The following is a 21,113-nucleotide window of genomic DNA, read 5'->3' on the forward strand; positions in this document are numbered from 1 at the left end:
AGCGGGCTCCGTTGCGTGACTGAGGGGTAACGGCTGAGGCGAAGGGTCAGAGAGAACGTACGTCGTCCGGGTGGACCACCTCGGTGATCCCGCGCGCGGCCAGGTGGGCCTGGTCCTCGGCGTGTTCGGCGAGGACGGTGGTCGGGCGGGCGCCCGCCTCGGCGAGGCGCATGAACGCCTCGTAGACGGCGCCGCCGGGCCCGCAGGCCGAGCGCTTGGGCGCGGTCACCTCGTCCCCGGTGGCCACCACCACGGCGGTGGTGCGCGGCTGGGGCGGCTGCCAGGAGCGGCGCGCCTCGGCGGCGGCCTCGGCCAGCCGAGCGCCGGCCGGTTTGACCGCGCGGTCGGTGGTGAGCAGGCCGAGGCTGTACTCCAGCTCGGGGAAGTCGGCCAGCGACCGGTCCACGTCGTGCGAGCACCACCAGGTGACGCCCCACACGTCCGGGCAGTCGAGTACGGCCTCGACGGTGGCGCCGGTGAACCGGGCGGCGTCCTCGGCGGTGATGTGCGGGGCGGGGGCGCCGACCTCCTGCAGCCAGACCGGGCGGGCCGGGTCGTCCGCCCAGGCCTTGGAGAGCTCGACCAGGTAGGCGGCGTGCTGCGCGGTGGCGGTGGAGTGGGCGCCGTAGCGCTGGGCGGTGCCGTTGAACACCCAGGAGTGCACGGCGGTGGCGGCGCCGATCCGGGCCGAGTGCCAGGGGGTGAACGGGTGTTCGTCCAGGTACCAGGCGGCGTCGTAGGAGGCGTGCAGGTGCATCCGGCCGGGCGCGCCCTGCTCGCAGGCGTCGAGCATCCGGCGCAGCCAGGCGTCGGCCTGCCCGGGGGTGATCCGGTCGGGGTCGGGGTGCGGTTCGCCGGAGAACTGGTTGATCTCGTTGCCGAGCGTCATGCCGAGGAAGTTGGGCCGCTCGTGCAGCGCCTCGGCGAGGGTGCGCAGGTAGGCGGCCTGGCCGTCGAGGACCTCGGGGTCGGTGAAGATGTTCCGCCGGTGCCAGGTCTGCGTCCAGGAGGGCAGGAAGTCGAAGCTCGACAGGTGGCCCTGGAGGCCGTCCACCGCGACGTCCAGGCCGCGTTCGCCGGCCGCGTCCACCAGGGCCGCCAGCTGCTCGACGGCGCGCGGGCGGATCAGGGTGCGGTTGGGCTGGAACAGCGGCCAGAGCGGGAAGACCCGGACGTGGTCCAGGCCGAGTGCGGCGATGGAGTCGAAGTCGGCGCGGACGGCGTCGAGGTCGAAGTCGAGCCAGTGGTGGAACCAGCCGGCGCTGGGCGTGTAGTTGACGCCGAAGCGGGGGCGCTGCGGTGCGGGGTTGCTCATGGGCGGGTGAGTCCTCAACGGGTGTGGGGCGAACGGGCGGTGGGGTCAGGAATCGTCGGACACGTCCGGCCGGGGCCTAACCCTTGACGGCTCCCTCCTCGACGCCCTTGAAGAAGAAGCGCTGGCAGACGCCGAACACCACGACGATCGGCAGGAAGGCGATCATGGTGCCGGCCGCGATCAGCCGCGGGTTCGCGGAGAAGGTGCCGTTGAGGTACTGGAGTCCGACGGTGAGGGTGTACTTCTGCGGGTCGTTGAGCACGATCAGGGGCCAGAGGAAGTCGTCCCAGGCGCCGATGAAGGTGAAGATGACGATCACGCTGAGCATGCCGCGCACGTTGGGCAGGCCGATGTGCCAGAGCCGCTGCCACACGGTGGCGCCGTCGACCAGGGCGGCCTGGTCGAGTTCGAGCGGGACGGCGGCGAAGGCGGTGCGCATCAGCAGTACGTTGAGCATGGCGATCGCGCCGGGCAGGGCGACGCCGGTCAGGGTGTCGGCCAGACCGAGGCCGCGCACCAGCACGTACTGGGAGACGATGGTGACCTCGCCGGGGAGCACCAGGGTGGCGAGGAAGAGGCCGAGGACGAGCTTGGCGCCGCGGAAGCGCAGCCGGGCGAGCGCGAAGCCGGCCAGGGTGCAGCCGACCACGTTGCCGGTGATGCAGATGGCGGCGACGATCAGCGAGTTGAGGGCGTAGGTCCAGACCGGGATGGTCTCGGCGACCTTGCCGTAGTTGCCGAAGGTCAGCTGTTCGGGGATGAAGCTCGGGGTGCTGGTGTAGACGTCCTCGTTGGGACCCTTGAGGGAGGTGGAGAGCTGCCACAGGAACGGCCCTACCACCAGCAGCAGGACGAGCACCAGGAGCAGGTAGCGGCCGGCGGTCTGGGCGGTGGAGGGGGTGTTGAAGCCCCGGGAGCCCTGGGAGCCCCGGGAGCCCTGCGAGCCCCGGGAGCCCTGCGAGCCTTGAGCGCGGCGGACGGCCTTCGAACGGGGGGAGGTCACGGGGTTCAGGCCGCCTTCCGGTTCAGGCGCATCAGCAGCAGCATCGGGCCGAGGGTGATGACGAACAGCATCAGGCTGAGCGCGGAGGCGTAGCCGAGGTGGCCGTTGAAGCCGCGGCTGTACATCTGGATCAGCATCACCACCGACATGTCCCGCCCGCCCGGGCCGCCCTGGCCGTGGGAGAGCACGTACAGCTCGGAGAAGACGCGCAGCGCGCTGACCGAGATGAGGACGGAGACGAGCATCATGGTCGGCCGCACCCCGGGCAGGGTGACGTGCCAGAACCGGCGGATCGGGCTGGCGCCGTCGACGGCCGCCGCCTCGTGCAGTTCGCGCGGGACGTTGGCGAGGGCGGACAGGTAGATGACCATGTAGTAGCCGAAGCCCTTCCAGACGGTCAGGGCGATCGCGCTGAACAGGAGCAGCCAGCGGTCGGTGAGGAAGGCGACCGGGGAGTCGGTCAGACCGGACTGCTGGAGCAGGCCGTTGACCAGGCCGCGGTCGTCCAGCACCCAGCCCCAGATCAGCGCGACCACGACGGCGGAGGCGATGACCGGGGTGTAGAAGGCGGTGCGGAAGAAGGTGATGCCGGGGATCTTGCGCTGGACGAGCAGGGCGAGCAGCAGCGGCAGGATGGTCAGCAGGGGCAGGCAGACCAGCATGAAGACGATGCTGTTGAGCAGGGCGTCTGCGAGTTGTTCGTCGTCGAGCAGGCGCCCGTAGTTCTCCAGGCCGGTGAACTGCCCGCCGCCCAGGGGCTTGGCGTTGGTGAAGGACAGGATCACCGTGTTGACGGCCGGCCAGAGGTTGAAGACGGCCAGCCAGAGTATCGCGGGCCCGGCGAGCAGCCAGGGGGTGAACCAACGCCGGTGGGTCATGCCGTTGCCTTCCTGGGGGTGGTGCGGGTCATTCCCGGGTGCGGCGGGCGGGGGTGGCCCGCCGCTTGACCGGTACGGTCGGGGTGGCGCCTGGCCGTCAGCCCTTGAGCAGCTTGTTGCACTGTTCGACGGCGGAGTCCAGCGCCTGCTTGGAGCTCGCGTCGCCGCTGATGGCCAGCGCGATCTGCTGGTTGACGATGGTGCTCATGGCGTCGTCGACCTGGACGGGCTGGATCAGCTTGGCCTTGGCGAGCGAGTCGAAGGCGACCACCTTGGCGTCGCCGGCGTTGGTGCCGTCGCTCTTGCTGAAGAACGGGTCGTTCGCGGAGGCCTTGGTGGACGGGAAGACGCTGGTCAGGTGGGAGAACGCGGCCTGGTTCTCGGCGCTGGTGACCCAGCGGGCGAGGGCGACGGCGGCGGCCGGGTTCTTGGTGTTCTTCGGGATGGTCAGGCCCTGCACGTACAGCGGCGGGACGCCCATGGTGGGGGAGGAGACCATCTTCGGGGCGATCGTCGGGTTGTCGGTGGCGAGGCTGGTGATGAAGTTGCCGCCGCCGGTGGTCCAGGCGGCCGTGCCCGCGTTGAAGAGCTTGGAGTTGCCGACGTAGGTGTTGGTCAGCACGTCCTTGGGCAGCAGGCCCTCCTTGAAGGCGTCGCGGTACTTGTCGAGCAGCGCGGCGGCCTCGGGGGTGTTGAAGGTGAAGGACTTGCCGTCGTCGGACATGAGCTTCACGCCGGCGTTGTAGAGGTCGCCGAGGCCCGGCTTGCGGCTCATCAGGTAGGTCTGGCCGCCGGACTTCTCCTTCATCGCCCGGGACTGGGCGATCAGGTCGTCCAGGCTGGCGGGGAGCTTCTTCGGGTCCAGTCCGTTCTTCGTCAGGAGTTCCGAATTCCAGTAGTTCACATCGGTGTTGAGGTACCACGGGTAGCCGAAGGTGCCGTTCAGGCCGGTGTAGCGGTAGGCCTCGACGCCGCCCGCGACGTACTCGTCGGCGAGCTTGGGGTCGGCCTTGAGGACGTCCAGCAGGAGGTCCTTCTTGGCCAGCGGGAAGGCGAAGTCCGGCGGGAGGTTGACCACGTCGGGCAGGCCGCCGGACGCGGCCTGGCTGAGCACCTTGTCGGAGTAGCCCTCGCCGGGCTGGTCGAGCCACTCGACCTCGACGCCGGGGTACTTCTTCTTGAAGCCGTCGAGGACGCCCTGCATGTAGTCGGTGAACTTCGGCTTGAGCGCCCAGGTCTGGATCGAGACCTTGCCCTTGACCTCGCCGGTGGCGGCCGCACTCGCCACGCTGTCGCTGTTCTTGCTTTCGCTGGAGCCGAGTCCGCAGCCGGTGAGTGCGGCCGCGGTGAACGCCGTCGTGGTCAGTGCCGCCCAGATTCTTCGCATGAGGGTCTCCCGGTCCTGGGGGTGGGTGGGGGATCGTGCCGAGCTCGGGGGGTGGTTTTGGGTCACGGGGGTGGTGCCGAGTTCCAGAACCTGTCTTACTAAACCGGTCTAGCTATGCCAGGGACTATGCTCCCGCCTAAACTTGGATGTCAAGAGAGGAGTCGGGTTCTGTGGCCAGACCGACGATCGCCGACATCGCGCGCCAGGCCGGTGTCTCCAAGGGCGCGGTGTCCTTCGCGCTCAACGGCCGCCCCGGCGTGAGCGAGGCGACCAGGGCCCGGATCCTGCGGGTCGCCGAGGAGATGAACTGGCGCCCGCACAGCGCCGCGCGGGCCCTCGGCGGAGCCAGGGCCGACGCCGTCGGGCTGGTGATCGCCCGCCCGGCCCGCACCATCGGCGTCGAGCCGTTCTTCAGCCAACTGCTGTCCGGCCTCCAGGCGGTGCTCTCGGCCAGCTCCGTCGCACTGCACCTGATGGTGGTCGAGGACACCGCCGCCGAGATCGAGGTCTACCGGCGCTGGGCCTCCGAGCACCGGGTCGACGGCTTCATCGTCGTCGACCTCCAGGTCCGCGACCCGCGGCTGCCGGTGCTGGACGAACTCGGCCTGCCCGCCGTCATCCTGGGCGGGCCCGGCAAGGGTGGCGGCCCGCTGCGGATCTGGGCCGACGACCGGGAGGCGATGCTCTCCATCGTCGACTACCTGGCCGCCATCGGGCACCACCGGATCGCCCACCTGGCCGGGCTGCCGCACTTCCAGCACACCCAGCGGCGGATCCGCGCGCTGCGCGACGCCTCCCGCCGGCTCGGACTGGAGGAGGCCGTGTCGGTGCCCACCGACTTCAGCGACGCCGAGGGCGCCGCCGCCACCCGCACCCTGCTCTCCCGGCCCCGGCGGCCCACCGCGATCGTCTACGACAGCGACGTGATGGCCGTCGCCGGGCTCGGCGTGGCCGGGGAGATGGGCGTCGCGGTGCCCGCCGAACTGTCCATCGTCTCCTTCGACGACTCGGTGCTGGCCCGGATCGTCCACCCGCCGCTGACCGCGCTGAGCCGGGACACCTTCGCGCTCGGCGAGCAGGTCGCCCGCAGCCTGCTGGCGGCCCTCGACGAGGCCGGCCCGGGGCGCGACCTGCAGATGCCCACACCGCGGCTGACCGTGCGCGAGTCCACCTCGCCGCCGGGGGCCGAGCCACCCGACGGGGTGGTTGCTGCGCGAGTCGTTGACAGCGCTCCTGAACCGGTTTAGGTTCGCTGCGCCGAGCGGCCTCCGCCCGGCGCGCACCCAGGCCCGCACCCTCCGCAGGCCCGCACCCCCGGCGGGCCCGCCGCGTCGCGGCTGCGGCCGGCCGCAGCCGCGACACGGTCACCCCGCCTCCTCGCGCACCGCCACGCCCACATGCACCCGGCCCGTCCACGCCGACGGCCCGCCCCCACCCACCTCCGCTCGATCGGAGCCACCGCATGTCACGACGGATACCCCTGCTGCTCAGTGCCGCCCTCGCGGCCGCCGTGCTGGGTGCCGCCCCCGCCGCCCAGGCCGGGCCGCAGGCGCCCACCACCCCGGCCGCCGGCACCCCCGGCACCCAGCCCTACGCCTCGTACTGGTACCCCTCCACCATCCTCAACTGGGACCCGGCCACCGACCCGGACGCCCGCTTCAACCGCTCCCGCGTCCCGCTCCAGCCGCGCACCAGCGACCCCGCCCTCAAGGCCAACCCCAACGCCCGCACCGGCGAAGGGAAGATCGCCTCCCTGGTCTCCTTCGGGCCCACCTCCAACAACCCCTCCCAGGGCTCCGCCGACCCCAACTACTACGCCTTCGGCTACTGGCAGTACGTCGACAAGCTGGTCTTCTGGGGCGGCTCGGCCGGCGAGGGCCTGATCCTCGCCCCCAACCCGACCGTCATCGACGCCGCCCACCGCAACGGCGTAAAGGTCTACGGCACCGTCTTCTTCCCGCCCGCCGCCTACGGCGGCCAGCTCCAGTGGCTCCGCGACTTCGTCCAGAAGTCCGGCAACAGCTACCCCGTCGCCGACAAACTCGCCCAGGCCGCCCAGTACTACGGCTTCGACGGCTGGTTCATCAACCAGGAGACCGGCGGCGGCGATTCGGCCCTCGCCACCGAAGTGCGCAACCTCATGCAGTACAGCAAGGCCAAGAGCGGCACCGAGTTCATGTGGTACGACGCCATGACCACCTCCGGCTCGGTCAACTGGCAGAACGCCCTCACCTCCGCCAACTCCCCGTTCCTCCAGGACGGTTCGAAGCGCACCTCGGACTCGATGTTCCTGAACTTCAACTGGAGCTCCGGCGGCCTGAACTCCTCCCGCGCGCTGGCCCGGCAACTCGGCCGCAGCGAGTACGACCTCTACTCCGGCATCGACACCGAGGCCAACGGCTACAACACCGGCGTCGACTGGAAGTCCCTCTTCCCGACCGGCCAGCCGCACACCACCTCGCTCGGCCTCTACCGGCCCGAATGGACCTGGAAGTCCGCCACCGACCGGGCCGACTTCTACGCCAAGGACGCCCGCTACTGGGTCGGCGCCGACAACGACCCGTCCAAGGCCAACCCCTCCGACAACTGGCCCGGCCTGGCCGGCTACGTCGCCGAGTCCTCGCCGATCACCGCCAAGCCCTTCGTCACCAACTTCAACACCGGGCAGGGGGACTTCTACAACTCCGCCGGCACCCGGGTCGCCACCGGCGGCTGGAACAACCTGTCCCTCCAGGACGTCCCGCCGACCTACCGGTGGATGGTCGACTCCAGCGGCAGCAAGCTCACCCCGTCCGTCGACTTCACCGACGCCTACCAGGGCGGCTCCTCGCTGCGCCTCACCGGCACCCTGGACGCCGCCAACACCGTGCGGCTGTACGAGACCAAACTGCCCGTCGCCGCGAACACCAAGCTGGACCTGGTGGTCAGGACCCCGGCCGCCGGGCCCACCAAGCTCAAGGCCGCGGTCTCCTTCACCGACGCGCCGAACAGCTTCACCACGATCGACGTCGGCGCCAACTCCGGTACCGGCTGGGAGCGGCACACCCTCGACCTCGCCCCGTACGCGGGCCGTACCATCGCCCAGCTCGCCCTCCGGGCCGACGGCTCCGACCCCGCCTACGACGTGCGGATCGGCCAGATCTCCGTCCACGACGGCGACGTGGGCGCCCCGGCGGCGCCCAGCGGCCTCACCGTCCTCGGCGCGAGCGACGTGACGGCGGGCTCCAGCCAGTCGCTGCGGCTCTCCTGGACGGCCGCGCCCGGCGGCGACGTCCACCACTACGAGGTGTACCGGCGCAACGCCGACGGCAGCCGGACCTTCCTCGGCGCGACCCCCAACGACGCGTACTACGTCGGGCGGCTCGACCGGGCCGGGACCGAGGACGCCACCACCCTCGACGTCGAGGCCGTCTCCACCACCTACGGCCGCTCCACCGCCGCCTCCACCACCGTCGGCTGGACGGGCACGCCGCCCGCGACCGGCGGCAACCTGGCGCTGAACCGCCCGGCCACCGCCTCCGGCCAGTGCAACGCCGGCGAAGGCCCGGCCAAGGCCGTCAACGGCAGCGTCAACGGCGGCACCGGCGACAAGTGGTGCAGCCTGAACAGCTCCAAGTGGCTCGAGGTGGACCTCGGCTCGGCCAAGCAGCTGTCGAAGTTCGTGGTCAAGCACGCGGGCGCCGGCGGTGAGAGCGCGGCCTTCAACACCCGCGACTTCTCGATCCAGGTCCGCTCGAACACCACCGACCCCTGGACGACGGTCGCCGACGTCACCGGCAACACCGCGGGCACCACCACCCACCCGGTGACCACCACCGCCCGCTACGTCCGGCTGGTCGTCACCAAGCCCACCCAGAACACCGACCCGGCCGCCCGCATCTACGAGTTCGAGGCCTGGGGCCAGTAACCGGGCACGTCAGCAACTCCCGCCGGGCGCGGCACCCAACCCCGCGCCCGGCCCCCGCACCTGCACCGAAAGGACCCTCCCCGTGCCGGTCACCATCACCGCCGTCGAGAACACCGACCTCTTCACCGGTCCCGAGGAGGCCCCGCGCCAACTGCTGCGGGTCACCCTCGACGGCCCGGCCGCCCGGATCACCGTCAGCGGCCCGGGCGTGCGCGGCGAGGCGACCGGCACGGGGCTGGTCGAAGTCCCGTTGGAGCTCACCGGCGCCCCCGAGCCGGGCACCGAACTCCCCGTCACCGTCGAGGCGGAGGGCGCCTCCGTGGACGCCCTGGTGGAGGTCGCCGAACCCGGCTGGACGATGTTCCTGGTCTCCCACTTCCACTACGACCCGGTCTGGTGGAACACCCAGGCCGCCTACACCTCCCCCTGGGAACTGCTCTCCGCCGACGCCACCACCCGGCCGCTCTGGGAGCGCAACGGCTTCGCGCTCGTCGACGCGCACATGGACCTCGCGCTGCGGGACCCGGTGTACAAGTTCGTCCTCGCCGAAGTCGACTACCTCAAGCCGTACTTCGACCAGCACCCCGAGCGCCGCGAGACCCTGCGCACGCTGCTCGAGCGCGGCCAGGTCGAACTCGTCGGCGGCACCTACAACGAGCCCAACACCAACCTGACCGGCGCCGAGACCACCATCCGCAACCTCGTCTACGGCATCGGCTACCAGCGCGACATCCTCGGCGGCGACCCGCAAACCGCCTGGCAGCTCGACGTGTTCGGGCACGACCCGCAGTTCCCCGGCCACCTCGCCGCAGCCGGCCTCACCGGCAGCGCCTGGGCCCGCGGCCCCTTCCACCAGTGGGGCCCGATCCAGAAGAACTTCCGCGAGGCCAAGGACGACGCCCGGGTGATGCAGTTCCCGAGCGAGTTCGAGTGGATCGCCCCCTCCGGCGAGGGCGTGCTCACCCACTACATGCCGCACCACTACTCGGCCGGCTGGTGGATGGACTCCTCCCCGGACCTCGCCACCGCCGAACAGGCCGTCTACGAGCTGTACCGCAAGCTCAAGCCCGTCGGCGCGACCAGGAACCTGCTGCTGCCCGTCGGCACCGACTACACCCCGCCCAACAAGTGGGTCACCGAGATCCACCGCTCCTGGGCCGCCAAGTACCTCTGGCCGCGCTTCGTCTGCGCCACCCCGCGCGACTTCCTCGACGCCGTCCGGGCCGAACTCGCCGCCACCGGCCGCCGGCCCAGCCCGCAGACCCGCGACATGAACCCGGTCTACACCGGCAAGGACGTCTCGTACATCGACACCAAGCAGGCCCAGCGGGCCGGCGAGGTCGCGGCCGCCGACGCCGAGAAGCTCGCCACCCTCGCCGCCGTCCACGGCCTGGGGCAGTACCCCACCGCCGCTCTCGACAAGGTCTGGCGCCAACTCGCCTACGGCGCCCACCACGACGCCATCACCGGCTCCGAGTCCGACCAGGTCTACCTCGACCTGCTCGGCGGCTGGCGAGAGGCGCACGACCTCGCGGCCGCCGTCCGGGACCAGGCGCTGGACGCGCTGACCGCGCGGATCTCCACCGCCGGCGTCGGTCCGGAGGGGGCCGGCGGGTCGGCGGTGGCCGCCGGTTCGGCCGTGGTCGTCACCAACACGCTCTCCTTCGACCGGACCGACCTGGTCGTCGTCCAACTTCCCCCGCAGACCGGGGCGGTACGGGTGCTCGACGACCGGGGCGAGCCCGTGCCGAGCACCGTCGACCGGGGGGCCCTGCGCTTCCTCGCCGCCGACGTCCCCGCGCTCGGCTGGCGCACCTGGCGGCTGGTGGAGGGCCCGGCGGCGGAGCCCTGGACGGCGGCCGAGGGGGTGGTGATCACCAACGACCGCTACCGGGTGAGCGCCGACCCCGTCCGTGGCGGCGGCCTGTCCTCCGTCCACGACCTCCTGCACGACCGGGAGTTGATCCAGGGCGGCCGGATCGGCAACGAACTGCGGGTCTACGAGGAGTACCCGCAGCATCCCGACTTCGGCGAGGGCCCCTGGCACCTGGTGCCCAGCGGACCGGTGCGCGGCTCCGGCACGGCCCCGGCCGACGTGCGCCGCGAGACCGGCCCGCTCGGCGAGCGGCTGGTGATCGGCGGCACCGTCGACGGGATCCGCTACGAGCAGACCGTCACCCTGTGGCGCGGCCTCGACCGGGTCGACTGCCGCACCCGGGTCGTCGACTACTCCGGCGCCGACCGGCTGCTGCGGCTGCGCTTCCCCGTCGACCTGCCCGGCGCGCTGCCGGTCAGCGAGGTCGCCGGCGCCGTCGTCGGGCGCGGCTTCGCCCTGCCCGACGTCGACTCCGCCGAGGCGCCGTGGACCTTGGACAACCCGGCCAACACCTGGTTCGGCCTCGGCGCCACCGCGCGCGCCGTGCTGTCCGATCCGGCCGGATCGCCGCTGGGGGAGCGGGCGTTGGGCGTCGCCGAGGTGGTCGTGCCGAGCCTGGACGACGCCGCCGACGCCCGCCCGCTGGTGGTCGCCCTCGCCCGGGTCGGCGTCACCGCCACCACCTCCGGCGCCGACTGGGCCCGGTACGGCTGGCTGGACGTCGACTCCAACCTGCCCGACTTCCGGATCGTCCTCGGCGGGCCGGAAGAGAACGACGCCGCACGGGAGTTGATCGAGCGGGCCGGCGAGGAGTACGCGAGCGTCCTCAAGACGCACGGCGCGGTCTGGGTGCCCGCACTCACCCCGCTCGCCGAGGTCTGGCAGCCCGGCGCCGACCTGCGGGACCTGCGGGCGCTGCCCGCACTGGTCGTCACGGACGCCGCCGCGCTCGTCGCGGACCTCGCCGACGCCCGGATCGGAGCCGTCTGCCCGTCCGACGTCGTGGACCAACTCGCCGACCACACCGTCGCGTTGCTCAGCTTCGGCCTGCCCGGCTTCGCGGTCGACACCACTGGAGCCCTGCACCTCTCCCTGATGCGCTCCTGCACCGGCTGGCCCTCCGGCGTCTGGATCGACCCGCCCCGGCGCACCCTGCCCGACGGCGCCTCCTTCCAACTCCAGCACTGGACGCACGAGTTCAGTTACGCACTGGTCGGCGGCCCGGGCGACTGGCGGAGCCAGACCCTGCCCGCCCAGGGCCAGGAGTTCAACCACCCGTTCCACGCCCGGATCGCGCCGCCGCAGGACGGGCCGCTGCCGGCCACCCTCTCCTGGCTGCGGGTCGAACCGCAGCGCGAAGTCCTGCTCGGCGCGCTCAAGCCCGCCGGCAACCCCATCGCGCACGGCTCGGCGGCGGCCGTCGGGCGCGAACTCGCCGTCCGGCTGGTCGAGTCGACCGGACTCGGACGCACGGCGGAATTCGGCGGCGCACTCGGGCTGAGCCACCTGCGGCCCGCCGACCTGCTGGAACGCCCCCTCGGCGAGGCCGTCGAACGCGTCGACCTCGCCGGCTCGCAGATCGCCACCCTGCTCGCCGCCCCGGGCGTCGCCGCCGAGCCCGGCGGCCCGGTCCTCGGCCCGGTCGCCGAACCCGCGCAACCCGTCCACGCCCGCTACTGGCTGCACAACCGGGGTCCGGCGCCGCTCGGCTACCTGCCGGTCTCCGTCGGCGCCTCGCCCGGCCTGCTGCGGACGGACGGCGAGGCGGTCGAACTCTCCGTCGCCCTGTCCTCGCAACTGCGCGACGCGGCGGTCGAGGGCACGGCCGTCGTCCTGCCGCCCGAGGGCTGGCAGACCAGCCTCGGCAGCCGCCCCTACCGGCTGGAGCCCGGCGGCCACCTGCGCTTCCCGGTCACCCTCACCCCGCCCGCCGAAGTCCTGCCCGGCCTGCACTTCGCCGCCGTCCGGATCGTGCACGACGGCCAGGAGATCGAGGACGTCGTGACCATCGCCGTCGGCGACCTCCCCAACCTGCTGCCCGTCCCCGGCGACGCCCCCGAGGACTGGACGATCGCCCAGGGCACCAAGGCCACCACCGGCCGCGACACCGGCCTGGACGTCGCCGTCTCCGAGGAGACCCTGCGCGTCACCCCGGGGGGCCGCACCACCCTCGGCCTCACCCTCACCAACCGCACCCGCGGCGAGATCCGCGGCGAACTCCAACTCGTCTCCCCCTGGGGCACCTGGGACGCCATCGCCGACCCGGTCCGCGGCTTCGCCGTCCCGGCCGGATCGTCCTCGACCGTGGCCTTCGAGATCGCCGCCCCCGAATCCACCGACCCCGGCGCGTACTGGGCGCTGGCCAAGGTCATGTGGTTCGGCCGCTGCCAGTACTCCCCGACCGTCGCCCTGGAGGTGGAGGCATGACCCTCGGTCTGCTCGACGGAAAGCCCCTCCCGCGCGCCGCCCTCGACCACCGCCTCGCCGCCCTCCGCACCGGCCCGCGCTCCACCGCCCTGCCCCAGCCCGGCAGTTCGGAGGACCGCCAGCTCAGCCGCTGGGTCGCCCAGGTGCTGCTGACCGAGGCGTTGTGCGAGGCGGTCGCCACCGAGCGCGACCTGCCCGTACGGTCCACCGGCCCGGCCCGCCTGGACCAGCAGGCCGCCGTCGAACTCGGCTCCATCACCGCCGCCGCCTACGAGGGCAGCCCAGCCGTCCGAGCCGTCTACGCGGCGGTCACCGCCGACGTCGAACCCTCCGCCGCCGACGTCGCCCACTACCGCACCCTGACCACCCGCCCGCCGTCGGCCGTCTGGCACCTCGCCCTGCCCGACGGCGAACTCGACGCCAACCCCGACACCCTCCCGACCGCCCTCGCCGAAGCCCTCCGCGAGGCTCCGCCCGGCACCTGGGTCACCGCCGGCCCCTGGAGGGCCGCGCTCCGCTCCGTGCACACCGTCACAGAGGAGCACGACCCCACCGCCGACCTCACCGAGGCCGCCCGCCGCGCCGCCTTCGTCCGCTGGCTCGACCACGAGCGCGCCCGACGCCTCACCCTCGTCGAGGGATTGGAGCACCCCGGCGACCCGGCCCAACCCGACAACCACCACCGCCACTGAGACGCCACCGCTGCCGACCTCGCCGGGATCACCAGCGAGGTCGGCAGCGGAACGGGCGGTCAGACGATCTTGCAGGGCGCGTACGCGGCGCCCAGCTGAACGGCCGCGCCCAGGCGGTGGTTCCCGTCCTGGATGCTGATGCCGCCCCCGTCGACCCGGATCTTGATCGGTTCGAGCGCGGCGCTGTTCTTCATGCCGGTGACGGCGGCACTGAGCCGCTTCTCGTCGAGCCCGCCCGCCACCGTCTGCGCACGACCGCTGGCCTGCCGCAGCAACGCGACGCTCACCTCGACCAGTTGGCCGGGACGCACGCCCTGCGCGGCGAAGTCCTGCAACTGGTCGATCTGTGCGCCCTCGAAAGTCCCGGCACCGGCCCGGACGTGGTAGCTGGAGTCCCGCTGCCGGTTGACGTGGCCGCTCAGGTCCGCCTGCGCCTGCTCGGGGCCGACCTCCATGTTGACGAGCTTGTAGTAGGTCTCCAGGCCGTCGTCGACCTTGATGTACCCGTAGCTGCCGTCCTCGTCGAAGATCACGCGTTCCTCGGAGCCCGCGAGCTGGTAGATCTTCTCGTAGTGCTCGTCGGTCAGCTTCTGGTCCAGGATGAGCCGCATGCCCGGATAGTCGGCGTCGACGTGGGTGTGGTCGCCCTCCTCCTCGGCGGGCTTCGCCGTGGGGCGCCGCTGCACCGAGGGCTCGCCGGCCTGCGTGCCGTGCGCGTGGGCCGCGTGCTCCGCTTCGGACTCCCGGGCGAGCGGCCGGGACAGCACCCGGGAGGCGTTCGCCTCGGCCTCGCGCTCGTAGCGGTCCGAGGGGTCGCTGACCCGCAGCCCGCTCCCGTTGTCGGTGCCCGCGACGGGGCCGCTGCGCTGCTGGATGACGTGGGTCAACTCGTGCGCGAGCGTGTGCTTGTCGCCCCCTCCATCACCGAGGACGATGTGGCTGCCCGAGGTGTACGCGCGGGCGCCGATCCCCGCCGCCGACTCCCGGGCGGTCGCACCCGTGTGCAGCCGGACATCGGAGAAGTCCGCGCCGAGCCGGGTCTCCATCTCGGCCCGGAGCCCGTCGGCCATCGGTGTGCCGGGGCTCCGCAGCACCTCGTGGACGGCCGAGCGCTGCACGTCGGCCGCAGCGTGCTCGTGCTGCTCCTGTTCCTGCTCCAGCATCCGGCTCACCGCGGCATTGCCCACGGCCCGTTGCGTGGCGGTGAGCGCCGCCGGCGTCACGGCCCGGGCACCGGAGGGCAGCCGGGCGGGAGCCGTGGGCCGACTGGTACGGCCCGGTCGTCGGTCGGTGGCAAACGCACTACCGGAGTCATGGGCACGCACAGGTAAGGCCCCTTCGAGGGATCGTCGACAGTCCCTCCCAGTCTGTTCGACCCCGCACCTCCGGCGGAAGGTACGCCAGGGCAACGTCCGATGTCCCCCGGGGCCACCTCCCCCGTCAGCCCGCCGAGCTGGGTGCTCGGCGGGCCGGGTTCACGACGTGGTGTGCGACGGATCGCGGCGATGGGATGTGTCGGCGCAGTTCAGGGCAGCAGCGAGACCTGGTAGTGGGCGATGGACCAGCCGTCGTCGGAGCGCCGCAGCAGGACGCCGAGGTTGACGGTAAGGGTGGGGCGGTCGGAGAAGGCGAAGTCGACGCTGTGGTAGCCGAGGAGGAGAGTCGGGGTGAGCCGCCGGGACTCCAGGATGCGGTAGTCGGCCGTCATGCCGGGGGGCTGGGAGGCGTAGTAGGCACTGATGCCGGCCCGCCCGACAGTGTACGGGTGGAGGCCCTGGAAGATCGCGTCCTCGGTGAAGCAGTCGGCTGCCTGCTCGGGTTCGTGGGCGTCGACGGCGGCCTTCCAGCGGTTGAGGACGCCGCGCAGCACGGCTTCGTCGCTCATCGGGCGCCTCCCGTGCCGGGGTCGTTGGGGTGCGGGGCGAGCGGGGTGACGGTGTCCTGGCGCCATACCCGCAGGGGCATGGAGGCGAGCGCCTGTTCCAGCCGCGTCTCGTCGGGGGCGCTGAAGAGGCCCCAGGTGCGCCATTCGCCGGGGGCGAGCGGCGGGCGCCAGAGCCGCAACAGGGCACCCTGGGCGGCGAGTTCGCGCGACCGCTGGGCCTCGCGGGCCCGGATGTCGGCGACCGCGTCCTCGGTGGTTCCGTCCGGGACGGTGGTCACCATGTCGACCAGGAATTCCATCGGTGTCCTCTCGTACAGGGGTCTACCGGAGTATCGAGGGGCACGTACGGGCACCGAGGAGTGCCACGCCGGTTACGGCCGGGCGTCGCGGCCGGCGCCCATACCGATGCCGATGCCGATGCCGAGGATGCCAGCCCAGAGCGGAGCACCGGCGGCCGGGGCGAGCATGACGCCGAGCAGGCAGAGGACGCAGACGGCCACCACGGCCAGGAGGTGCGGCCGCTGGTCGGTGCGGGCGGCGGCGAGGACGGGGGCGAGGAAGCCGCCGTGATGGCGAGCGAGCAGGCGGCGGAGCGGAAGGCGCTGCTGGCGGCGCAGCGGGACGAGATGACGGCCCGCGCCCGCCGTCTGGAGCGCGCCGCGGCCGTCCTGACCCACATGCTCGACTGCCACCGCGACCGCCCGCTGGACTGCCCGGTCACCCACGCGCACATCCACGCCCGCGTCGACGCCGCCCTCGCCGGCGAGGAACTGGCCGACGACTTCCTCCCGCCGGCGACCGGGACCGCGACCGGGATCGGTCAGCCCAGCACCGCCGGCGTCGGCCCGTCGGGGCGGACGGTGATGCTGTAGGCGGAGCCGGTCGGGACGGATCGGAACCGCACGGTGTGGGCGGGCAGCAGGAGTTCGAGCAGCGCGGTGGTCTCGCGGACGGCGAACTGGGTGCCGAGGCAGGCGCGGGCGCCGAGGCCGAAGGGGAGGTACGCGCCGAGCTGGGCGGGGCGGGCGCCGGTGGCGGTGAAGCGGGAGGGGTCGAAGCGTTCGGGGTCGGGCCACAGGGCCGGGTCGCGGTGGGTGAGGTAGGGGCAGACCAGGACGTCGGTGCCGGCGGCGATGCGGTGGCCGTCGATCACGTCGTCCTCGACGGCGTGCCGGGGGAGCAGCCAGGCCGGGGGGTAGAGCCGCAGGGCCTCGCTGACCAGGGCCTGCGGGTCCGCGCCGCGCGCCTCGGGGTGGCGGTCGAGGAGGAGGAAGAGCCAGGTCAGGGTGGTGGCGGTGGTCTCGTGCCCGGCGACGAGCAGGGTGACGAGTTCGTCGCGGATCAACCGGTCGGTGTACTCGGGGTGTTGGGCCGAGGCGTCGAGCAGGACCCGCAGCACGCCGGGCTCCTCGGCGTCGGTCGCCGAGCGCGCCGCGTCGATGGCGGCCAGCGCGACGGCGTCGATCCGGGCGAGGTCGGCGGCGACGGCGTCCCGGGCGTCCCCGGCGTCCGTGGGCAGGGTCGGCATGGCCGCCACCACCCGTTCCACAGAACGGAGTTCATGGTCGGTGCGGTCGTCCAGCGGCAGCCCGGTGAGGGCCCGCCAGACGGTGTCGAGGGCGAATCCGCGCATCTCCTCGCCGAGGTCGAAGGTCTCGCCGCTGCGCGCGTACCCCTCCCAGCGGTCGGCCGTCCGGCGGGCGGCGGCGGCGATCCGCTGCTCGTAGCGGCGCATCCCGGTGCCGGTGAACTGGGATTGCAGCAGCCGCCGTTGGCGCTTCCAGGCGTCCCCGGTGGCGGAGAGCACGCCGTCGCCGACCAGCATCCGCGCGCGGTGCGAGCGCTTGACGTAGCGGTCGGGGTGGCGGCCGAGCACGTGCTGCACGGCGGCCGGGTCGGTGACCAGCACGGTGGGCGTGGGGCCGAGCCGGAAGGCGGCGATGCCGCCGATGCCCCGCTGCGCCCGGGCGAGCAGGTCGACGAGGTCGGCCTCCTCGCTGCGCCACTGCTCGACGGCCTCGGCGGCCAGCTCCGGTACGGGGCGGGTGTCGGTGGTCACCAGGAGTCTCCTCGGGGGTCGGCCGTCGTGGGCGGGCGGCCCGCCCCGCAGCCGACTGTACGTCAGCCGAGTGGCGGCCCGGTTACGCCCGGTGACCCGGGGGTGCGCCCGGCACACGGCTGCGCCGCGATCCGTCCCCCTCGACGGACCGCGGCGCAGCGGCTTACGGGGTGTCAGGCAGGTGACCTGCGGGTCACACGGCCTGCCACAGGGCGGGGACGATCGGCGGCTCCCAGCCGACCTGGGCGGTGTGACCCTGGAGGCAGCGGTAGCTGACCCCGTTGTAGGTCACGACGTCGCCCGCCTGGTAGGTGGTGCCGGGCGTCCAGGTGCCGCCGGGGTTGGTCGGGCCGTTGCCCACGACCAGCGAGAAGCTGGTGCTGTGGGTGGCGGAGCCGGTGCCGGTGAGCGTGATGCTGTAGGTGCCGGCCGCCGTGTTCGCGGCGGTCGCGATGGTCAGCGAGGCCGAGGCGCCGGACTGCACCGAGGACGGGCTGAAGGAGACCGTGACGCCCGCCGGGGCGCCGGAGGCGGTCAGGTTGACCGTCTGGGCGGAGCCGGAGGTGGTGGCGGTGGAGACCGTCGCGGTGGCCGAGTCGCCGGGGTTGACGGTGGCGGTGGCCGGGTTCACCGCGAGGGAGAAGTCGTTGGCGGGGGTGGTGCCGCCGACGGAGGTCTTCCAGATGGTGTAGGCCACGCCGTCGGCGCTGCGGTTCAGCGCGGTCGGGTCGATGTTGCTGGTGGTGTCGCAGGACTGGTGGTAGCAGGAGTCGTACGAACGGCCCGCGCTGCCGCCCCACTTGGTCGCCTGGCCGGAGGTCTTGACGGCGTCGGCACCGGCCGCGTAGCCGGAGGTGGGGATGCCGGCCTGCTGGAAGGAGTAGTCGTCCGAGCGGCCCTGGCCCTCGACGTTCTCCTCCGGCTGGAGGTTGAGGGAGTCCCAGTAGGCCTTCATCGGCGCGGCGGCGGCGGAGGTGATGTTGTTGATGAAGTAGCCGGCGTTGGGCGATCCGACCATGTCGAAGTTGTAGTAGGACTTGATCGCGGAGCGCTGGGTGGAGCTGAGCTGGCCGACGTAGGACTGCGAGCCCTGGAGGCCCTGCTCCTCACCGGTCCACCAGGCGAACCGGACGTGCCGGGTCAGGGTGGGGTTCTGCTGGGCGAGGACGAGGGCGTTCTCCAGCAGGGTGGCCGAGCCGGAGCCGTTGTCGTTGATGCCGGGGCCGGCCGAGACGCTGTCCAGGTGGGCGCCGAACATGGTGACCTGGTCGGCGGGGCCGCCGGGCCAGTCGGCGATCAGGTTGTTGGACTGGTAGGTGCAGGAGGTGCAGGTCTGCTCGGTCACGGTGTAGCCGGCGGCCTGCAGCTTGCCCTTGATGTACGCCACGGACTGGCTGTGCCCGGCGCTGCCGGCCCGGCGGTTGCCGCCGTTCTGGCTGGCGATGGTGTTCAGCTGGGTCAGGTGGGCCTGGACCTTGGCGACGTCGATGTCGGGCGCGGGCCCGCCGGGGGTGCCCCCGCCGCCGACGGTCAGGGTGTACTGGGCGGTGTGGGTGGCCGCGCCGGCGGTGCCGGTGACGGTGATCACGTACGTCCCGGCCGGGGCGCCCGAGGAGGCCGACAGGGTCAGCGTCGCGGACGAACCCGTCTGCACGGAGGAGGGGCTGAGCGTCGCGGTGACCCCGGTCGGGGCGCCCGAGGCGGTCAGGTTGACGGTCTGCGCGGTGCCCGAGGTGACGGCGGTGGAGACCGTAGCCGTGGTCGAGGCGCCGGGCTGGACCGAGCCGGAGGCCGGGCCGAGCGCGAGCGAGAAGTCGTTGTTGCCGGACGGGGTGCAGGTCGGGTCGCCGCTCTGCGCGGGCACGCTGATCGCGTCCCAGGCGGCCTTGGTCCGGTTGAAGTAGTTGCAGGTCGGGTCGAGGTTCTTGGCGGCGGTCAGGGTGGTGGTGCGGTACCGCTTGTAGGTCATGCCGCTGGTCTTGAGCAGCATGCCGCCGTAGAAGACCTGGCCGGCCTGCTTGACGCCGATGCCGGTGACCGAGGAGTTGTTGCAGGTGGGGCTGGACGGCTTGCCGCCGCCCGGGTTGGAGCCCATCGACAGGAGGTAGAACCAGTGGTTCAGCGGGCCGGCCGCCGCGTGCACCTCGGTGCTGGGGATGGAGGAGGAGTAGCAGTTCGGGTCGTTGTTGACCAGTGAGGGCTGGTAGAGGTTGCGGATCGGCCCCTGGCCGACCAGGTTGACCTGCCGGCCGACCTGGTAGTCGGGGTAGTCGTAGGGCGCGGGCTGGTTGGCGTACTCCTTGGTGAGCGCGCCGAAGATGTCGCCGGTGCCCTCGCCCAGGCCGTTCTCGTTGTTGGCGCCGCCGGGGGTGTACTGGTCGATGCCGTGGCCGAACTCGTGGCCGACGACGTCCTGGGCGGCGATCCACTCGTTGTTCTGGTTGTGGCCGATGGAGACGGAGCTGCCGTCCCAGTAGGCGTTGACGTCGTTGAGGCCGACCTTGACCGGCCAGCTGCCGCCGTTGCCGTTGTGGCCGTTGCGACCGAGCCAGTCGCGGAGCATGTCCCATTCCTTCTGGGCCGCCCACATGGCGTCGGCGCAGCCGGTCTCCTTGCTGGAGGGGTTGCCGGTGCCCCAGGAGTCGGAGGACTTGCTGAACACCTGGCCGCTGCTGTAGTCGGAACAGGTCAGGCCGGGCCGGTTCGGGTCGCGCAGCGAGTACGAGCCGCCGGAGTTGGTGGTGCTGATGGTCAGCGGGCCGGGGCCGTTCCACTTGCTGTTGATGGTGCCGGCGCGGACATCGTCGTAGCTGTCGATCACCTCGCCGCTGGCGGCGTCCACGAAGACGTGCAACGTGCTCGGCGCGCTCTCGGTACGGCCCTTGAGGACGGTCTCCCAGGCGAGCCGGCTCGCACCGTCCTTGACCCGGACGACCAGGCGGCGCTCGGCCACCGAGTCCACCGCGGCCAGCTTGGTGCGCGCGGTCTTCTCCGCGTTCGCCGCGCTGACCTGCGGGGTTATCGAGCCGCCGACCGGCCCGGTGGCGGCCGACTGGAGGCCGCGGACCTTGCCCTGGCCGTCGGCGAGCACCACGGCGTCGCCACCGACCACCGGCAGGCCGCGGTAGCTGCGGTCGTACGCGACGGAGTAGAGGCCGCCGAGCCAGGGGGTGACGGCCCGGCGCTCGTAGGTCTCGCCGGGGCCCTTGGCCAGTGCGTCCAGGCCGGCGGCCGCGGCCGCGTCGGCGGCGTTGACGGCTGCCGCGAGGGCGCTGGGTGGTGCGGGAGAGGGGGTGGGCGCGGCGGTGGCCGGCCCGGCCGTGGCGGCGATCATGCCGGCCAGCACGGTCAGGGTGGTCGCCGTGGTCAGCAACCGTCCTGTGGAAACTCTGCGTTGCATCGAGGCTCCTCGCATGTGGGGGTCCTCGACCGCGGACGGCAGGGCTGGTGGCCCACCGCAGGGCCGTGTCTGGGGGACGGCCGTGCGGGCCGTCCGCGCTCGGGTGCCGGAACCCTCACACGGCGTCATGCTCTGGTCAATGGCTGGTGCACGCGATGCATAGGGTTGGCAAATTCCGTCAAGCTGGGCTTTTGCCCGAGTGGTTGAGACCACCTCATGTACGGACCGGGTGTCATCGAGTACCGTCCTGATGGTCGGAAGGTTGGCGAGGGGCCCGGGGGAAG

The 21,113-nt window shown here is 72.4% G+C and carries 15 protein-coding genes; 5 read left to right on the top strand and 10 right to left on the bottom strand.

Translation table 11 applies throughout. The annotated features are described in order from the left end of the window. Positions 1–46 precede the first annotated feature (46 nt). From ACIP37_RS05340 to ACIP37_RS05355, 4 genes are all read right to left on the bottom strand, one after another. Positions 47–1,315, bottom strand: a complete 1,269-nt coding sequence (locus tag ACIP37_RS05340) for a glycosyl hydrolase (RefSeq protein ID WP_363581802.1) — start codon at positions 1,313–1,315, stop codon at positions 47–49. A gap of 76 nt (positions 1,316–1,391) precedes the next feature. Further along, the gene (locus tag ACIP37_RS05345) at positions 1,392–2,318 is read right to left on the bottom strand and encodes a carbohydrate ABC transporter permease (protein ID WP_363628372.1); all 927 of its coding nucleotides are present in this window, start codon (positions 2,316–2,318) and stop codon (positions 1,392–1,394) included. 5 nt (positions 2,319–2,323) lie between these two features. Then, positions 2,324–3,196: a sugar ABC transporter permease gene (locus ACIP37_RS05350; RefSeq protein WP_363581806.1), complete on the bottom strand. Its 873-nt coding sequence runs from the start codon at positions 3,194–3,196 to the stop codon at positions 2,324–2,326. A 97-nt stretch (positions 3,197–3,293) separates the two neighbouring features. Then, positions 3,294–4,583 carry a sugar ABC transporter substrate-binding protein gene (locus tag ACIP37_RS05355; RefSeq protein ID WP_363581808.1) on the bottom strand — a complete coding sequence of 430 codons (1,290 nt, stop codon included), beginning with the start codon at positions 4,581–4,583 and terminating at the stop codon, positions 3,294–3,296. 170 nt (positions 4,584–4,753) lie between these two features. Between ACIP37_RS05355 and ACIP37_RS05360 the strand changes: the two genes are divergently transcribed. From ACIP37_RS05360 to ACIP37_RS05375, 4 genes are all read left to right on the top strand, one after another. Beyond that, positions 4,754–5,830: a LacI family DNA-binding transcriptional regulator gene (locus tag ACIP37_RS05360; RefSeq protein WP_363581810.1), complete on the top strand. Its 1,077-nt coding sequence runs from the start codon at positions 4,754–4,756 to the stop codon at positions 5,828–5,830. A 215-nt stretch (positions 5,831–6,045) separates the two neighbouring features. Continuing rightward, positions 6,046–8,490, top strand: coding sequence for a discoidin domain-containing protein (locus ACIP37_RS05365; protein ID WP_400803112.1), 2,445 nt, complete (start codon positions 6,046–6,048; stop codon positions 8,488–8,490). An 82-nt stretch (positions 8,491–8,572) separates the two neighbouring features. After that, entirely contained in the window at positions 8,573–12,793 is a 4,221-nt protein-coding gene (locus ACIP37_RS05370; protein WP_400803109.1) for an NEW3 domain-containing protein, read from the top strand. After that, positions 12,790–13,485 (top strand): hypothetical protein, encoded by a 696-nt coding sequence (locus tag ACIP37_RS05375; protein WP_400803106.1) that lies wholly within the window; start codon positions 12,790–12,792, stop codon positions 13,483–13,485. Before ACIP37_RS05370 ends, ACIP37_RS05375 begins: the two co-directional genes overlap by 4 nt. A gap of 59 nt (positions 13,486–13,544) precedes the next feature. Here ACIP37_RS05375 and ACIP37_RS05380 read toward each other — a convergent pair whose 3' ends face one another. The 4 genes from ACIP37_RS05380 to ACIP37_RS05395 form a co-directional block, all read right to left on the bottom strand. Further along, positions 13,545–14,648, bottom strand: a complete 1,104-nt coding sequence (locus ACIP37_RS05380; protein WP_400843316.1) for a DUF4157 domain-containing protein — start codon at positions 14,646–14,648, stop codon at positions 13,545–13,547. A 362-nt stretch (positions 14,649–15,010) separates the two neighbouring features. Further along, positions 15,011–15,370: a YybH family protein gene (locus tag ACIP37_RS05385; protein WP_400803101.1), complete on the bottom strand. Its 360-nt coding sequence runs from the start codon at positions 15,368–15,370 to the stop codon at positions 15,011–15,013. Then, positions 15,367–15,669, bottom strand: a complete 303-nt coding sequence (locus ACIP37_RS05390) for a muconolactone Delta-isomerase family protein (RefSeq protein ID WP_363581822.1) — start codon at positions 15,667–15,669, stop codon at positions 15,367–15,369. Before ACIP37_RS05390 ends, ACIP37_RS05385 begins: the two co-directional genes overlap by 4 nt. Positions 15,670–15,741: 72 nt before the next feature. Next, positions 15,742–15,870, bottom strand: a complete 129-nt coding sequence (locus ACIP37_RS05395) for a hypothetical protein (RefSeq protein ID WP_400803098.1) — start codon at positions 15,868–15,870, stop codon at positions 15,742–15,744. Between the two features lie 12 nt (positions 15,871–15,882). On the opposite strand from ACIP37_RS05395, the gene ACIP37_RS05400 reads away from it, so the two are divergent. Next, entirely contained in the window at positions 15,883–16,242 is a 360-nt protein-coding gene (locus ACIP37_RS05400; protein ID WP_400803096.1) for a hypothetical protein, read from the top strand. Here the strand turns inward: ACIP37_RS05400 and ACIP37_RS05405 are convergent. After that, the gene (locus tag ACIP37_RS05405) at positions 16,191–17,429 is read right to left on the bottom strand and encodes a cytochrome P450 (RefSeq protein ID WP_400803093.1); all 1,239 of its coding nucleotides are present in this window, start codon (positions 17,427–17,429) and stop codon (positions 16,191–16,193) included. The genes ACIP37_RS05400 and ACIP37_RS05405 overlap by 52 nt on opposite strands. A gap of 193 nt (positions 17,430–17,622) precedes the next feature. Next, on the bottom strand, positions 17,623–20,829 hold the full coding sequence (locus ACIP37_RS05410) for a M28 family peptidase (protein ID WP_400803090.1): 3,207 nt from the start codon (positions 20,827–20,829) through the stop codon (positions 17,623–17,625). Between the last annotated feature and the right edge of the window lie 284 nt (positions 20,830–21,113).

It is taken from the genome of Kitasatospora sp. NPDC088861 (genome assembly GCF_044750105.1).
Taxonomy (GTDB): domain Bacteria; phylum Actinomycetota; class Actinomycetes; order Streptomycetales; family Streptomycetaceae; genus Kitasatospora.

Bases quoted from the DNA above. Each gene is read 5' to 3' on its own strand.
- ACIP37_RS05340 (WP_363581802.1), bottom strand. From the start codon at position 1,315: ATGAGCAACCCCGCACCGCAGCGCCCCCGCTTCGGCGTCAACTACACG.
- ACIP37_RS05350 (WP_363581806.1), bottom strand. From the start codon at position 3,196: ATGACCCACCGGCGTTGGTTCACCCCCTGGCTGCTCGCCGGGCCCGCG.
- ACIP37_RS05355 (WP_363581808.1), bottom strand. From the start codon at position 4,583: ATGCGAAGAATCTGGGCGGCACTGACCACGACGGCGTTCACCGCGGCC.
- ACIP37_RS05365 (WP_400803112.1), top strand. From the start codon at position 6,046: ATGTCACGACGGATACCCCTGCTGCTCAGTGCCGCCCTCGCGGCCGCC.
- ACIP37_RS05375 (WP_400803106.1), top strand. From the start codon at position 12,790: ATGACCCTCGGTCTGCTCGACGGAAAGCCCCTCCCGCGCGCCGCCCTC.
- ACIP37_RS05380 (WP_400843316.1), bottom strand. From the start codon at position 14,648: ATGCTGGAGCAGGAACAGGAGCAGCACGAGCACGCTGCGGCCGACGTG.
- ACIP37_RS05385 (WP_400803101.1), bottom strand. From the start codon at position 15,370: ATGAGCGACGAAGCCGTGCTGCGCGGCGTCCTCAACCGCTGGAAGGCC.
- ACIP37_RS05390 (WP_363581822.1), bottom strand. From the start codon at position 15,669: ATGGAATTCCTGGTCGACATGGTGACCACCGTCCCGGACGGAACCACC.
- ACIP37_RS05410 (WP_400803090.1), bottom strand. From the start codon at position 20,829: ATGCAACGCAGAGTTTCCACAGGACGGTTGCTGACCACGGCGACCACC.